This window comes from Exiguobacterium alkaliphilum 12/1 (genome assembly GCF_000714435.1).
Classification (GTDB): Bacteria; Bacillota; Bacilli; order Exiguobacteriales; family Exiguobacteriaceae; genus Exiguobacterium; species Exiguobacterium alkaliphilum.
In genome coordinates, this window is sequence record NZ_JJMW01000008.1 from 88487 (window position 1) to 102747 (window position 14261).

18 protein-coding genes and 1 tRNA gene are annotated in these 14261 nt (G+C 51.8%); 9 read left to right on the forward strand and 10 right to left on the reverse strand.

Features of this window, described 5'->3' with window-relative positions; genetic code table 11:
* Positions 1-20 precede the first annotated feature (20 nt).
* Positions 21-770: a sugar nucleotide-binding protein gene (locus RT52_RS00570; RefSeq protein ID WP_034806906.1), complete on the reverse strand. Its 750-nt coding sequence runs from the start codon at positions 768-770 to the stop codon at positions 21-23.
* A gap of 98 nt (positions 771-868) precedes the next feature.
* Here RT52_RS00570 and RT52_RS00575 point away from each other — a divergent pair, with 98 nt between their 5' ends.
* Positions 869-1423 carry a GNAT family N-acetyltransferase gene (locus RT52_RS00575; protein ID WP_034814403.1) on the forward strand — a complete coding sequence of 185 codons (555 nt, stop codon included), beginning with the start codon at positions 869-871 and terminating at the stop codon, positions 1421-1423.
* 108 nt (positions 1424-1531) lie between these two features.
* Complete coding sequence (locus tag RT52_RS00580; RefSeq protein ID WP_034814405.1) at positions 1532-2341, forward strand: DUF368 domain-containing protein; 810 nt, start codon at positions 1532-1534, stop codon at positions 2339-2341.
* A gap of 40 nt (positions 2342-2381) precedes the next feature.
* Here RT52_RS00580 and RT52_RS00585 read toward each other — a convergent pair whose 3' ends face one another.
* A complete protein-coding gene (locus RT52_RS00585; protein ID WP_034814407.1) occupies positions 2382-2936 on the reverse strand; it encodes a methyltransferase family protein in 555 nt (184 codons plus the stop codon).
* A 136-nt stretch (positions 2937-3072) separates the two neighbouring features.
* Positions 3073-3909, reverse strand: coding sequence for an ABC transporter ATP-binding protein (locus RT52_RS00590; RefSeq protein ID WP_034806898.1), 837 nt, complete (start codon positions 3907-3909; stop codon positions 3073-3075).
* A 191-nt stretch (positions 3910-4100) separates the two neighbouring features.
* On the opposite strand from RT52_RS00590, the gene RT52_RS00595 reads away from it, so the two are divergent.
* Complete coding sequence (locus RT52_RS00595) at positions 4101-5150, forward strand: NAD(P)/FAD-dependent oxidoreductase (protein ID WP_034814409.1); 1050 nt, start codon at positions 4101-4103, stop codon at positions 5148-5150.
* A 9-nt stretch (positions 5151-5159) separates the two neighbouring features.
* On the opposite strand, the gene RT52_RS00600 is transcribed toward RT52_RS00595, so the two are convergent.
* A complete protein-coding gene (locus RT52_RS00600) occupies positions 5160-5573 on the reverse strand; it encodes a VOC family protein (RefSeq protein WP_034814411.1) in 414 nt (137 codons plus the stop codon).
* Positions 5574-5676: 103 nt separating this feature from the next.
* Here RT52_RS00600 and RT52_RS00605 point away from each other — a divergent pair, with 103 nt between their 5' ends.
* Positions 5677-6048, forward strand: a complete 372-nt coding sequence (locus RT52_RS00605; protein WP_034806892.1) for a hypothetical protein — start codon at positions 5677-5679, stop codon at positions 6046-6048.
* Between the two features lie 60 nt (positions 6049-6108).
* Here the strand turns inward: RT52_RS00605 and RT52_RS00610 are convergent, their stop codons facing one another.
* Positions 6109-6978 (reverse strand): GNAT family N-acetyltransferase, encoded by an 870-nt coding sequence (locus RT52_RS00610; protein WP_034806890.1) that lies wholly within the window; start codon positions 6976-6978, stop codon positions 6109-6111.
* A 304-nt stretch (positions 6979-7282) separates the two neighbouring features.
* On the opposite strand from RT52_RS00610, the gene RT52_RS00615 reads away from it, so the two are divergent.
* Positions 7283-7504: a hypothetical protein gene (locus RT52_RS00615; protein WP_034806888.1), complete on the forward strand. Its 222-nt coding sequence runs from the start codon at positions 7283-7285 to the stop codon at positions 7502-7504.
* Between the two features lie 197 nt (positions 7505-7701).
* Here the strand turns inward: RT52_RS00615 and RT52_RS00620 are convergent, their stop codons facing one another.
* Positions 7702-8616, reverse strand: a complete 915-nt coding sequence (locus RT52_RS00620) for a hypothetical protein (RefSeq protein WP_034814415.1) — start codon at positions 8614-8616, stop codon at positions 7702-7704.
* 194 nt (positions 8617-8810) lie between these two features.
* Here RT52_RS00620 and RT52_RS00625 point away from each other — a divergent pair, with 194 nt between their 5' ends.
* From RT52_RS00625 to RT52_RS00635, 3 genes are all read left to right on the forward strand, one after another.
* The gene (locus tag RT52_RS00625) at positions 8811-10046 is read left to right on the forward strand and encodes an LCP family protein (protein WP_034814417.1); all 1236 of its coding nucleotides are present in this window, start codon (positions 8811-8813) and stop codon (positions 10044-10046) included.
* Between the two features lie 79 nt (positions 10047-10125).
* The gene (locus RT52_RS00630) at positions 10126-10830 is read left to right on the forward strand and encodes an SDR family oxidoreductase (protein ID WP_034814419.1); all 705 of its coding nucleotides are present in this window, start codon (positions 10126-10128) and stop codon (positions 10828-10830) included.
* Positions 10831-10848: 18 nt separating this feature from the next.
* Positions 10849-11067 carry a PspC domain-containing protein gene (locus RT52_RS00635; protein WP_034806882.1) on the forward strand — a complete coding sequence of 73 codons (219 nt, stop codon included), beginning with the start codon at positions 10849-10851 and terminating at the stop codon, positions 11065-11067.
* 33 nt (positions 11068-11100) lie between these two features.
* Here the strand turns inward: RT52_RS00635 and RT52_RS00640 are convergent, their stop codons facing one another.
* Positions 11101-11958, reverse strand: coding sequence for an aldose 1-epimerase family protein (locus RT52_RS00640; protein WP_034814421.1), 858 nt, complete (start codon positions 11956-11958; stop codon positions 11101-11103).
* 108 nt (positions 11959-12066) lie between these two features.
* On the opposite strand from RT52_RS00640, the gene RT52_RS00645 reads away from it, so the two are divergent.
* The gene (locus RT52_RS00645) at positions 12067-12585 is read left to right on the forward strand and encodes a TlpA family protein disulfide reductase (RefSeq protein WP_235193460.1); all 519 of its coding nucleotides are present in this window, start codon (positions 12067-12069) and stop codon (positions 12583-12585) included.
* 39 nt (positions 12586-12624) lie between these two features.
* Here the strand turns inward: RT52_RS00645 and RT52_RS00650 are convergent, their stop codons facing one another.
* The 3 genes from RT52_RS00650 to RT52_RS00660 form a co-directional block, all read right to left on the reverse strand.
* Entirely contained in the window at positions 12625-12831 is a 207-nt protein-coding gene (locus RT52_RS00650) for a DUF3006 domain-containing protein (RefSeq protein WP_016508383.1), read from the reverse strand.
* Positions 12832-13221: 390 nt separating this feature from the next.
* On the reverse strand, positions 13222-14022 hold the full coding sequence (locus tag RT52_RS00655; protein ID WP_034808606.1) for an MBL fold metallo-hydrolase: 801 nt from the start codon (positions 14020-14022) through the stop codon (positions 13222-13224).
* 165 nt (positions 14023-14187) lie between these two features.
* A tRNA-Gly gene (locus RT52_RS00660) sits at positions 14188-14261 on the reverse strand.

Consider the following 14261-nt stretch of genomic DNA (forward strand, 5'->3'; position numbering starts at 1 on the left):
AACCACCCGGGATGGGTGGTTCATTTTGTGTGAAGCGCCAAGCGATTTGTAATTGGTGCGATGCGGCAATTGGTGTCGACCATGCGATTATCACGCTTCGGTTCATCCGCGCGTTCGATGCGCCATGGCCTGTCATGTCGTTCAGCGAGAGCGGAGGCGATATCATAGAGCGAGTGGCTCGTGTTCCCGTTCAATTGATACATGCCGGGACCTCGTTTCGTCAGGATGTCGAACAGCGCGTCGGCCGTATCTTGTAAAAACGAGCAAGACGGATACCAGTGCGTACTGGCGACGATGACGCCTTTTTGTTCCATTTCCTTCTCGAAAAAATCCATCATGTTGTTCGAGCCGGGGCGGTCCCCGATTTGCCATCCGAGCCGAACGATTTGAGCACCAGGGTTGGCTCGGGCGATCGCTTGCTCGCACGCCCGTTTATACGATCCGTATTCATCTTCGGCGTCGGGCCGGGTGTCAGGTGTGATGGGTCCTGTCACGTTGTCCGAGAAGACGGAGACGGTGCTCGTGAACAAAAATGGGATATCGTATTCCCCGCACAGTCGGGCGAGATTCGCCGCTGATTCGACGGGTCCCATCCCGATGTGAAGAAAATAGTCAGGCTGGACCGATTCGATAAAGGCGCGCATATCTGATTCTTTTTCGATGGAGACTTTTGAACGGTCCCACGCAATCGGTTCAATCCCGTGTCGTTCGAGTGTCGTGGCGACGACAGGTGCGACCGTCCCGTTCATTCCTGTGATGATTGCTTTCATAGATCTTCCTCCCTTCTGTTTGTATCATCCCACAGTTCGCTCGTTGACAAACCCACTCTTTTTCACTGTATGATAAAGTGGTATGTGGAGGAGATAATATGAACATTCGACAAGCTAAACCGGCAGATGCGACGAACGTGGCCCCGCTCGTCTATGCGGCCATCCATGACATCGCCTATTCGTTGACCGGAACGAAGCAGAAAGAACAAGTACTCGAGCGGCTCGCGATGTGGATTGGCCGACCCGCGAACCGTCTGAGCTATGAAAATATTTGGGTCGCGGAGAGTGAAGGGACCATCGCGGGCATTATCATCGCGTATGCAGGAATGGATGCACGGAAATTAGACGAACCGATTCGACAGTGGCTGATGGAAGCTGGCGAAACAGGGGAACTCGACGTCGAGACAGAAGGCGACGTGTTTTACATCGACTCGGTCGCGGTCGATTCACAGTTCGGGGGACGTGGAATCGGGACAAAGCTGATCAACTCCGTCACTCAGCACGCCCGTTCAAAACACATCCCGGTCGTCACGTTGAACGTCGACCAGACCAATCCTGCGGCAGCGCGCCTTTATGAACGACTCGGTTTTTATAAACAAAAAGAGATTGAGATTTCAGGCGGACGGTTCGATTATATGGTGCTCGATTTATGAAGACGGACGAAAGTCCGTTTTTTCAGTCTTGAAACCGATGCATTTGTCGACGCCGTCCGCTATACTAAATGCTTGAAACGAACTTGCGGATAAAGGAGCCTATACTTTATGGAATGGAGAAATATATTACGTGGCATGGCGATGGGGACGAGTGATTTGATTCCTGGCGTCAGCGGCGGGACGATTGCGGTCATTTTAGGAATTTACGACCGGTTGATTGAGGCGATTAGCGGGGTGTTTAGCCGGCACTGGAAAAAACATATCGGTTTCTTAATTCCGCTCGCCATTGGGATGGGTGGCGCGATTTTAGGGTTGAGCCGCGTCATCGAGTTTTTATTGTTGAACTATCATGCCCCGACCCAGTTCTTCTTCATCGGGTTGATTTTAGGGATTATCCCGCTCTTGTTGTTTGAATTCAAGTCACGGGCGAAGATGCGACCGGTGCATATCGTCGCGATGATTGTCGGAACGATTCTCGTCGCGAGTATGGCTGTCATCAAACCGGCGGATACGGCGGTCATCACTGACGTAACGATGGGGACGGCGCTGCTCCTCTTCTTCTCGGGCTGGCTTGGCAGTATGGCGATGCTCTTGCCTGGTATTAGTGGTTCGTTCGTCTTGTTGTTGATTGGGGTCTATCCGACGGTCATCAGCGCCTTGTCGAACTTGAACGTGATCGTCATCGGAATTGTCGGGCTCGGTGTCGCCGTCGGCTTCATCGTCAGCAGTAAAGTCATCCGTCATCTGCTCGCGAACTACCCGGGTATGACGTTCTCCGTTATTCTCGGGCTCGTCATCGGATCGCTCGCCGTCGTCTTCCCAGGTCTTCCGGAGACGACTGTTATGTGGGGATTAAGCATCGTCTCGTTTTTGGCCGGTTTCATGGTTGTCCGATTGCTCGGGAAATTTTCAGTATGAACAGAAGACGCGGCTCTCGCTATGGCGAGGCCGCGTCTTTTTAATAGATGAACGGAAGCAGACGTTTCCGGGACTTCGACCATACGGCGTAAGCATCGCCGAAATGTGCGGTCAACATCTTCTCTTCGATATGAATGCGCCATAATAGCGCTGCTCCCATCGCAATCGTTCCGAGTACTGCGAACCAGACGAAACTGAAGGTAAGCGCGAACCCGAACGTGATGAACAATAGTCCTGTATAGAGCGGATGCCGCAAAAACCGGTACGGGCCTGTGCTGACAATCTCATCCGTGGGCCGGACGACGACATGGCGCGTGAACTGATGTCGTAAATGGGTGATCCCCCAATACCGGAGGCCGACACCAGCTATGTAACATGCAAGTCCGATCAAGCGCAAAGGGACGATTTGACGGGCATCCGTCAAGATCGAGTAACCGAGCGAACTTGCGAACACGATCACCATGACGGCCGAGACGACGTAAAAACTCATATGTTCGCTCCGTCCATCCTTCGTGTCGTCACGATTGCGGTAACGCCATAGCTCATAAAGCCAGGCTATCGAGGTGACGACGAATATTCCGTCGAGCCAATCCATAGCAACTCCTCCTTCACTCTCTTCTCACTCATACCCGTGGCTGTTTGTCCAAAAACCGTAAGGGCGGGTTGGATATGCTCTCTTCGACTTGTTCGCTACCCGATCAAAAAGACCCTGCCTGAGGACAGGCAGGGAATCAAGCGTGAAGCAAGTCGGGACGTGGTGCCGCAGTCTCGACAGGAGCTTCTTCTTTGATTAAATGGTACGTCAGGCACATCGGCTTCTCCGTACGTGGGTCGCGACCGATGATGGCATCGATGTGGAACACTTGGCGTAAGACGAGCGGACAGATGACTTCCTCGGCAGAACCCGTCGCGAGCACTTCGCCATCTTTCATCGCCACGATATGGTCAGCGAACCGAGCGGCTTGATTCAAATCGTGGAGGACCATGACAATCGTACGGCCTTGCTCGCGGTTCAACGTCTCGAGCAGTTCGAGCACTTCAAGTTGATGGGCCAAGTCGAGATACGTCGTCGGTTCGTCCAAGAAAATCAAATCCGTCTCCTGCGCGAGCGCCATCGCAATCCATACCCGCTGGCGTTGGCCGCCAGATAAGGCGTCGACGCTCCGGTCTTTATAGTCGAGCGTACCGGTGACGTCGAGCGCCCAATCGATGACTTCGTGGTCGCGTTTCGTCAATCGGCCGAATCCGGACTGGTACGGGAAGCGGCCATACGCGACGAGTTCACCGACCGTCAACCCGCTTGCACCTTCGGGGGTCTGCGGCAAGATTGCCATCTTTTTGGCGATCTCTTTCGTCTTGCACTTGGCGATATCGGCGCCGTCTAAATGGACCGACCCGTTCGAAGGAGAGAGGATTCGCGTCATCGCCTTCAACAACGTCGACTTACCGCAACCGTTCGGTCCGATAATCGTCGTGATTTGACGGTCTGGAATCGTTAAACTGAGCTGTTTGACGATTGTCTTGTCGCCGTAACCGACCTCGATGTCTGTTGTATGTATGCGTGACATGCAAATTCTCCTCTCGGGGGCGTCAAATGTGATAATGATTCTCAATGTCGTACTCACTATAGCAAGCGCTTCAGTTTATGTCAATCTTCATTTAGAGAGAAAACGGATTGTGCTTCCGTACGATACGCGGTATAGTGAATGAGAATGATAATCAATGACAGCGTGGACAGGTGGAAGGATGGTTGAGTGGGATGAAGGGACAAGACGTATTCGATGTGACGATTATCGGTGGTGGGCCAGCGGGACTATACGCCGCGTTTTACAGTGGCCTTCGTGGGATGAAGACGAAACTGATTGAATTTCAACCACACCTCGGGGGCAAGATTCATGTCTATCCGGAAAAGATGATTTGGGATGTCGGGGGTGTGACACCGACGACTGGGGCGAAGTTGATTGACCAGCTCGTCGAGCAAGGGCTCACGTTCGATCCGACCGTCGTCTTAGGAGAAAAAGTAGAGGCGATGACGAAAGACCATGACGGTCACTTCATTCTAGACGGCACGCATGGCCGTCACGTCTCGAAGACGGTCATCGTCGCAACCGGAAGCGGGATTCTCCAGCCACAAAAGATTGAAATCAGTGGGGCAGAGCGCTTCGAAGTGTCAAACCTTCATTACACAGTGAAATCGCTCATGCGTTTCAAAGGAAAGACCGTTCTCATCTCTGGGGGTGGGAACAGCGCCATCGATTGGGCGAATGAGCTGGAGCCGATCGCTGAACGCGTCATTTTGACTTATCGGAAAGAGGCGTTGAAAGGACATGAGTCGCAAGTGGAGAAGTTGCGCTGCGGGCGCGTCGACTGTCGTCTGTCGACTCGCATCAACGACTTGATCTCACGGGACGGGCAGATGATTCATGCGGTGGAGCTCCTGAACTGCGTCACTGGGGATAAAGAACACGTGGAAGTGGACGAAGTCGTGATCAACCACGGCTATGAACAGGATGCGACGTTGTTAGGGGACAGCGAGCTTCATGTCGACATGAAGGATGGCTTCTACGTGTCAGGCAACGCGCGGAGCGAATCGTCTGTACCAGGGCTGTATGCGGCAGGAGATATTTTGACGCATGACGGAAAGGTTCATTTGATCGCCGGAGCATTCCAAGACGCGGCGAACGCCGTGAACAGCGCGAAGACGTTCATTGATCCCGAAGCGACGAAAGCGGCGATGGTGTCTTCCCATAACGAGCGTTTAAAGGCGAAGAATCAGGCCATCATAGAACAAACAATCATCAAGCAGTGAGGGAATCCCTCACTGCTTGATTTTTGGATAGTCGCATAGTTCGACGATGATACCGCCTGAATGGCGCGGGTCCATATAAATGAGGCGCCGACCTTTTGCTGTCGTCCGTAACGTGTCCTCTAGAAACGTGATGCCGTCTCGTTTGAGCGCGTCGATCGATTGCTCCAAGTCGTCGACTCGATAAGCGATATGGTGAACGCCTTTCCCCCGTGCCTTCATAAAGCGGGCAATCGGACTCGTCGGACTCGTTGGCAACAATAACTCGATCACATCTTCTCCGACGTGAATCACGGCAATCTCCGTCTCGACGCCGACGGCCGTATTCGTATAGCGGTCAACGAGCTCGCCTTGGAGGACGGTCGTGTAAAACGTGATCGCCTCGTCTAAATCACGGACGGCAATCCCGGTGTGGTCAATTTGCATAGTTATTCCTCCTTCTCCGTCTAGTGTGCCGAAAGTTGAACAAATTGTCACTTCACAACGTTTTCGGATAATCCGATATACTAAAAGAGGGAGGGACGGCGAAATGAACGGGAAAATCACCCTTGGCTTGATTAGTGCATTCGCGCTAGTATCATTTATGTTTGGACTCTCACTTGCAACATTCGTCGATTACCGCATTAATGAAGAACAGGTCGTGCTCGAACGACTGACGACTCATAAAAAGATTGGTCCGGCTGAAATTCTTTCGACGGAAGTGGATTTTCATTTGAACGGATCGAACTACGCCCTCCGTTTCACGGATGAGCCGCACATCACGTATTGGTTCAGTGTCGCCGAGCGGGAGATTCAATTCGACCGCATCGAGGCGCTCGACCCTCGTGACGTCGGCCAGAGGACCGCTTTGTTTGAAGAGATGCCGCCGTTGGCCATGGAATCGACGACTGCCGCGGAATGAAAAATGCCCGTCAACCGTTTCTTTTCGATTGAAAAGAACGGAGGCCGGCATTTTTTTATTTTATCGAGTCGCACGCGCAGGGAGGATGTTCGTCATCGTATAAAAGGCCGACTGCCTGGACGCCATCTCCTGTTTGAGGATGGCATAGTGTAACTCGGGTTGAAGCGATGTGACGGTCAAACGGAGACGCATCGAAGGTTTTAACTGGTGACAAAATACCCGTTGCAGGAACGGAATGGCATCTTGTGCGACCTCGTCCGACCCAAAGAGATGAATCTCATGAATCTTGACATAGTCTTGGTTGTAATGGGCTCGGAAGATTCCGACGGCTTTGCCCGCTCGATGTAGCGTGTAGCAATAGTGGTTTCGTGCGAGAAAACGTCGCAACCGCTCTTCTGTCAACGGAAAGACATCTGACAGGACGAGCGCGTGCTCGTTTCGATGACGTAACCACGTCGCATAGTTACTCGGGTCAACGACTGACAATTTCCAATCGCTGAACGAGGCTTTTTCATATGGGATGAGCGGGAGAACGTAGTTAAATGATGTATGATAAGCCTCGAATCCATGTGAAGTGAACAAGTTTAGCTTATCTTGATCTTCGTCTTGGACGACTTGCAATAAGACCATCGTCTCGTGCGTGGTTTCTTTACTCAGTTGATTAAGGAGGCGACTCAACAACCCTTGAAAGACGTACCGATTTCGATACGCTTCGTGGCGGATGCGGATCACACGGTCTGTGCCGTCATCGAGGCGCTCGGTCGCTAGTGCCGCAATCGGCGTATTCCCGTCTAACGCGACGTAGACGTGATGCTGGGGTGGGGTGCTGAAAAAGTCGGGACCGTGACCGGGAGCGTACATCGCCTTGACGCTAAACCGAGTCCTTGCCGATAAGTTAGGCCACTCACAATACATGATTTCCGAATTCAAGTGCTCTCCTACTTTCTTGTTCGATGTATAGTACACTTAAATTGTAAGCGCTACCATCTAAAAGTAATAATGTAAAAATAATGAATAATTGAACGTAGGAAGACACGTAGGTGAGTCATTTTCACTACATCGATATGAGTCAAAAGGACCGAATGGGGGATGAATTGACTTTTTGTTTCAAGCGTCACGATTGTAAAATGATGGGTAACATAAGAAACTGTGAGATTTGTCTTTAGAACCATCTACATCGTTCTCGCTATGAGGCGTGCTATACTATGGATATGAATCCGTGAAGAGGTGTGCAATGAGATATGTATTTGCTTGTTTCGTCATAGTTAGCTTGGTGTTCGCGCCACTCGCGTCATCTGCGGAAACAGAACCGGTCGTCGTTCATGAGAACGTCATTATCGAGAACGACGTCGAACTATACGAGGGGTTTCGCTCGCCGAATGAGATGGTGTTTATCTTCATCTTGATCGTCTTACTGTCCGTCATCGGGCTCGGGATCATCAACGCGATCGAATAACGTGAAAACGTTCACAAAAATGCAATATGTGGAGCGTAAGCGTTTCCATTTTTCTTTTATACTAAAGACGTAGGAAAGAGGTTCTGCACCAACTTCGTTCCTCCTTTTCAGATGAACACCCCTCGTTCATATCATGTTATTCGGGTCCGTCGATTCACGTCGACGGACCCCTTTTTTGTTGCATGAAAAAAGAACCCCTAAAACGGGATTCGTTTCTCTTTGGCGAGTCGCCGCAATCGCTTCGTCTCATCGAGATGACCGCGACTTTCAAGCAAGTCGATATACACTTTGAACGGTTCGGAACGATGTGAAAAGAAGGGGATATATTCGGCGAATAGTTTTTGCTCTGCTTCCGACAAGTGACCGCGCTCGACGAGCAGCTCGAGCTCGAGCATTTTCAGGGCTTGATAGTCTTCAAGTGCGTGTTCGTCGTCAGCCGCTTTCGCCAACATACGGTCGCAAAGGGTGACGACGCGGTGGTGAAACGTCGACCACTCTGTAGAGGTGAACGGATGGGCGAGTAACGTCGACAGCAAATCGACGCGGGACGAATCGACGTCTTTCGCAACGTGGAGTGCGGTGTAAAGCGATCGATCAATCCACACTTCGGCATTCGGTGCATCGAGGCGGTAGTAGTAAATGAGTTGGGTCAACATGTCGGTTTGGGAGAGTTTCAGGAGACGGAACGGGTCGCTCGTCGTGAACAGTGGCTCTTCACCCGCGGAAGACGAGAGGAGGAAGAACATTTCTTCGTACATCGTCCGGGCATCGGCGTCTTCTTCGGCATAGTATGTCAAATCCCGAATGATTTTCTTCGCGTGAATGTACCAGTTCTTTTGATCACGCTCGGTCATGACTTGATTCGGCAGCACATATAAATGATCGTAAGCGAGCTCGACAAAACGGTCGGCGAGAATAATGGTTTGTGAGAGCGAATGACGCTCATCAGATGACTTTTGCTCTTTATAGCGTGTGAATTGACTGAGCATGAAGTCAACATCTTTCTCTTCAATCACGTGCTTTGGGGTATGGCGATACATCTCAACGATGATGTCTCGCAACGTGGCCTCACCGTACTGCTCTAACAACATTCGAAGCTTCCCGATGCGCATTTGCTCTCCCTCCTTTCAAGAGGACGTCGAACCGTCTGCCTGAAATGGGCAGACACCAATTAATATTCCTTTCCCGGTTTTCATTTGAAACAATCCTCCGGCCTCATGCTTAAGACGGATTTTTCCGACACCCGTTGTCAGAAGCGGATTTGTCCGCAATAATAGAAGAAAATCTAAAGGTAGAGGTATCCACTATGAATGAAGAGCAACGTTTGTCTCGCGTCGAACGACGGAAGCGAGAGCTTGAGCTTGAACAGGCTGAAGCTGAGCGACAACATAAAGATAATGACAGTCATGACCAAGGCGAAGATTCGCCCGTAGAGTCGGAAAACCGAACCGAGGAGTCAGAGCATCCGTTCTTGACCCAAGACGAACGACACTCGCCGAATCAGAGCCAGCAAGGCAAAAATCAACAAGGGCGTGATCGAAAGAAGACGGTGCGGACGCCGAAACCGAAATGGCGGTTGCCGCTCGGGAAAGGCTCGAAACGCAAACGGGAAGCGCGGGACCAAAAAGCGCACTCGGCTGAAGCGAAACGCCGTGAACCGAGACGGGACACACCGCCGCCGCGTGAACAGCCGCCGAAAGAAAAGCGGAAGCGCCGCGGTTGGAAAGGGAAGGCGGCTCTTCTCTTATTGCTCGTTACGGTAATTGTCGGCTATATGGCGACGAATCCGTTCACGTTCCTCGTCATGGGCAGCGACGCCCGGGTCGGTGAATCGCTCTCGGGTTCTCGGACGGATTCGCTTCAACTGATTGAATTCGTCCCCCGTTCGCGGACGGTGCAAAACGTCTCGATTCCACGCGATACGTATACGGCAATCCCGTGTGAACCGGACCGTGAAGGGGATAAGATTACCCATGCCTTCGCCTATGGTGGCGCGACGTGTACGGTCGGAGCGGTCGAAGGGTTGACCGAGGCGTCCGTCGACGGGCAAATCGTCATCACGTTCGAGACGTTCATGGAGTTGATTGACACGGTCGGTGGCGTCAATGTGACGGCGACCCATTCGTTCAGCGAGAAAGGATTTAACCAAACGTATGAGTACACGGAAGGCGTCTCCTACTCGATGGATGGCGACATGGCTCTCGCCTATGCACGCCACCGGAAATCCGATACGGACGGGGCGAGGTCGAGTCGCCAAACGGAAGTGATGACGGCCGTGGCCGACAAGCTGGCGAGTCCATCGGGATGGACGAAGATTCCTGCGACGTACCGCTTTATGAAAGACGAGATGGGACTCGAGATGAACCCGCTCCAGATGGCATCCGTCGGCTTGACGATGCTCCTCCGACCGGACGTCAACAAGATGCAAGTCGAAGGGCAGGACGCCTATATCAATAACGTCTACTACTATCAGCCGAACGAGGAGAGTGTACAAGCGATTCGGGACGCGCTCGACTTAACGTTATGGGGAACTGTCAGATAATTTTGCGAAACGGGTTTGATTCCATGGCGAAAGAGGAATTTTAATCAAATGAACTACTCTTTTGAGGAGGGAAATTTGAATGAAAGTCTTAGTCATTGGAGCAACCGGCAAGATCGGAAGACGCGTCTTGAAAAGTTTGGCGAAAACTCACCAAGTGACCGCTTTAATTCGTTATCCTGAACTGCAAGCAGAGTACGAGAAGATGGGTGCGCGCGTGCTGACTGTCGATGTCGAGAAAGAACTCGACAAGAAGATTCACGAAGCGACGTCCGGACAAGACGCGGTCATCATCGCCGCGACGGCTGGTGCCGACGGGTCGAGTAAGGAAATCGAACTGCTCGATCGAAATGTCGCCATGAAAGCGATCGACGCAGCGAAGAAAGAGCGTGTCCGTCACGTCGTCTTGCTCAGCGCATACGGTGCCGATCAACCGGACGCCGCCCCGAAAGAACTGTTTAACTTTTTGTCAGCCAACAACGCAGCCGATGAGTATATCGAACATAGCGGTTTAAACTATACGATCATTTGCCCAGTGACCATTGTCGATGGAGCCGGTAAAGGCTCGATTGAAGCGTCTGAAGACTTGAACGACCCGAACGGTGCGACGATTTCTGAGACGGATGTCGCCACGGTGATTGCTGCCTCGCTCGACAATCGCGGTTTGTATGGCCGCCGAATTGAAATCATGTCCGGCAGTACCCCAATCAATGAGGCGCTTGACTTTGATAGTCGCGGCGAGGCTGCGACGGCAGGACGGACGACGCTTCGTCGGCCACAACGATAAAGGGAGGAATGTGATTTGATGGAACGTAAACTATATAAAGACCCGTCTGATCAAATGATTGCCGGGGTCTGTTCCGGCTTAGGGAAATATCTCGGTGTCGATGTGACACTCATGCGTATCATCTTCGTTGCGCTGGCGCTGTTCGGCGGACCGGGGATCCTCATCTATATCGTCTTGGCTATCGTCATGAAAAAACCGCCTTCAGAGTATGAGGCGGAGCAAGAGAGCCGTTATTAACTAACAGGCTGACCCGTCGCGGTCAGCCTGTTTTCATGTCTCGAGATAGAGCGTGTAAGTGCCCACGAACGTCTCACGTGGAGGCAAGAGCTGCATGTCCTCTTTCTGACGGATGTCTTTCCGGTGACCGGTATAGTCAGCGTGCCCGAACCAAGGCTCAAGGCAGACGAATGGCGCATCTGACTTCGGTGGCGACCAAATGCCGAAATGGGTGAACGCCGGGCATTCCATGACGATGGCGCTGCCTGAAGGCTCGTGACGTAGTGCCGCATAATCGACATTCTCGAAAATCAAGGCGTCCTGGTCGAACAATTGGTGGGTGAGGGGAATGTAGCGCCGATCCCCGAGCGGTTGATATGCCCCGGTCAAATACGGCCCTTCGAGCAGGAGACGGTCGAGCGTCCGCGACGTCCCGAAATCGATCGTATAATCTTCGAACGTTCCACCCGCGAACGGGGTGTTGAACGCGGGATGACCGCCGATGCTAAACGGGAGAATGACGTCGCCGGGGTTATGAACGCGATAGGTGATGGAGAGCTCTTGACCAATCAAACGGTATGCGATTTGAAGCGTGAAGGTGAACGGATAATGGTTCCGCGTCTCGGCAGAGTCTCGTAGTTCAAAGAGGGCGTGCGTATCAGATGAATCAATCAAATCGAAGTGTGCATCGCGCGCGAACCCGTGTTGACTCATCGTGTAAGTCGATCCGTCGTAGCGGTAGCAGTCGTCAAGCAAGCGGCCGACGAACGGGAAGAGGATTGGGGCTTGGCGTCCCCAGTAGGTCGGGTCGCCTTGCCAGAGAAGTTCGGTCCCGTCTACTTGCCAGCTCGTCATCTCGGCGCCGTGTGCTTTCAGCGTGACGCGTACGTTTTTATTTTGGAGAGATATCATGTGGTGTGCTCCTTTTGTATGGATATGATAAGTTAAGTGTAGAGAATGCATCGCAAAGACGACAAGGGGTAAATGATGAGAATTCATAAACTATTCATAGGACTGATTATGCTGGCGCTAATAGGCGGCCTGGCGTATAAAGGGTATGGCGAATATCAGGCGAGTCAACAGCCCGAACCGATGAGCATCAACGGTGACACGTCTGTTCTAGGGGGGCTCGAGATTGGCCAACGCGCGCCTGACTTTACGCTCGGCACGGTCGACGGGGCAACCGTCTCGCTCTCTGACTATGTCGGCGAGCAGGTCGTCTTAAACTTTTGGGCGACGTGGTGCCCGCCGTGTCGTGAGGAACTGCCGGAACTCATTACGTTCGGTGAAGAGACCGGGATCCCGGTCCTCGGAATCAACGTCACAAAAAACGAACGACGCGGCCAAGCCGACGTTGAAGCGTTTCTAAAAGAAGTGCCCGTCAGTTTCCCGGTCCTGTTGGATGAAGCGGGTACTGTCGAGAAGACGTATCGCGTCGTCGCGCTCCCGACGACGTATGTGATTGGCCCGGACGGTGTCGTGACGGCGAAACAAGTCGGTCCCGTCGACTTCGATTGGTTGCACGACCAGACGAACTGAACAGACAAAAGCAGACTGGGACGGGCCGGTCTGCTTTTGTTACTTTTTATAATGTTGTTTAATCAATGCGTCAAAATTCGGTGTCATGTCTTCTTCGAGATAATAGTGGTGATTGTCTCGGATGATGGTATCGCCAACTCGTGCTTCTGATGGCAAGAATCGTCTAGGGATAAAGCTCGAGCCGTTATTCCAACGTAACACGGCATATTTCCCTTCGACTCGCACCAACGTGCCATACTTGATCATGCCTCTTCCTCCTCAACGAACAGCTTTCTGTCTCTTTTATTCTTATAGAGTGTATTCCCACATTCCACAAAACCTACACATATTTGCATCGGTCTGCACAAAAGCGTAGAATGGACGAATTCAGAGAAAATGTGAAGAAAGTTTGAAGAAAACGCTTTCTTTTTAGAAAAGTTTCTTCTATAATAAAACCACGGGGTGATTATGACGAATTTGTGAACAATGGGGGTATGGTCAATGTTTTCAACAGCCATGATAGGGATGCTTGCACTCGCAGGCGCGACGGTTTTTGGGATTGACCGTATGTTCACGGTCCGTTCAGAACGCGTCACAAAGAAATAGTTCTACATAGGGGGGATCGCAACGTCTTGGGGAGACGTTGCGATTTTTTTGTTAATAATCTTGTCGGCGGGCTTCGCGTTCTTGCATCTTTTGTTCGACATGTTTACGGTTCCGTTCGTGGACACGATCGAAGAAGGCGTGTCTTGGCCAAAGTGGGGACCATACGCGCTCTTCGGGCAACGCTAAAATATATTCCTCGGCAGCGCTCAGTCGTTCAATCATCTTGCTTCGGTCGTCGCAGACGTCGCCATGGCCCGGGACGAGCCAGCGGATTTCATGCTCGTACACGGCGGTCTGTAACGTCTGCAACGAATTGACGTACGCTTCGGCGTCGTGTTCGATAAACGGCGGCTCGATATTCGATCCGTAGTCTCCACAGATGAGAAGTTTCAGCGGTTCGACGACGAGCGACAGATGCGTCGAGTCGTGACCTGGCGTCAAATAGAACGTGATTGGCGTCGCACCGAGCTCGAGCGTACCGTCTTCGGCGATGATGAGGTCGACGTTTGGCTTTTGAATCGGTCGGTCGATATAGTTTTGTTCATAAAACGATTGGATTTCTTGAAGCTGTTCGTCCGAGTTCGTCTCGACGAACGCCCGTGAGGCGATGACGGTTGCATCCGGAAATGCATAGGCACCAATCAAATGGTCGTAATGATGGTGCGTATAGATGACGTATAGCTTTTTCCCGTCGCGAGTCAGCTCGATGTCTCGGCGAATCATGGCGACTTCTTCCGGCAGCCAGTTCGGGTCAACTAAAATGAGGCTTTCCTCCGTATGAATCAATGTCGATGTCGTACGCATGAGCGCACTTTCATATACGGTGAACGATTGTAAGCGAACTTGAATCACGGCGCATCCCTCCTCTTGAATCTATCTACCTTTTCCCGAATTCAAGCGACGTATGCGTTATCGTGGTAAACAAAAAGCAGGAAGTCCGAAGACTTCCTGCTCGTTGCATGATGTGCACCATGCGGGTTATGTGTGCGAGTCGATTCTCGCGTATATGTCGATAGTTGGAGCGGGTGAAGAGAATCGAACTCTCGTCATCAGCTTGGAAGGCTGAGGTTTTACCATTAAACTACACCCGC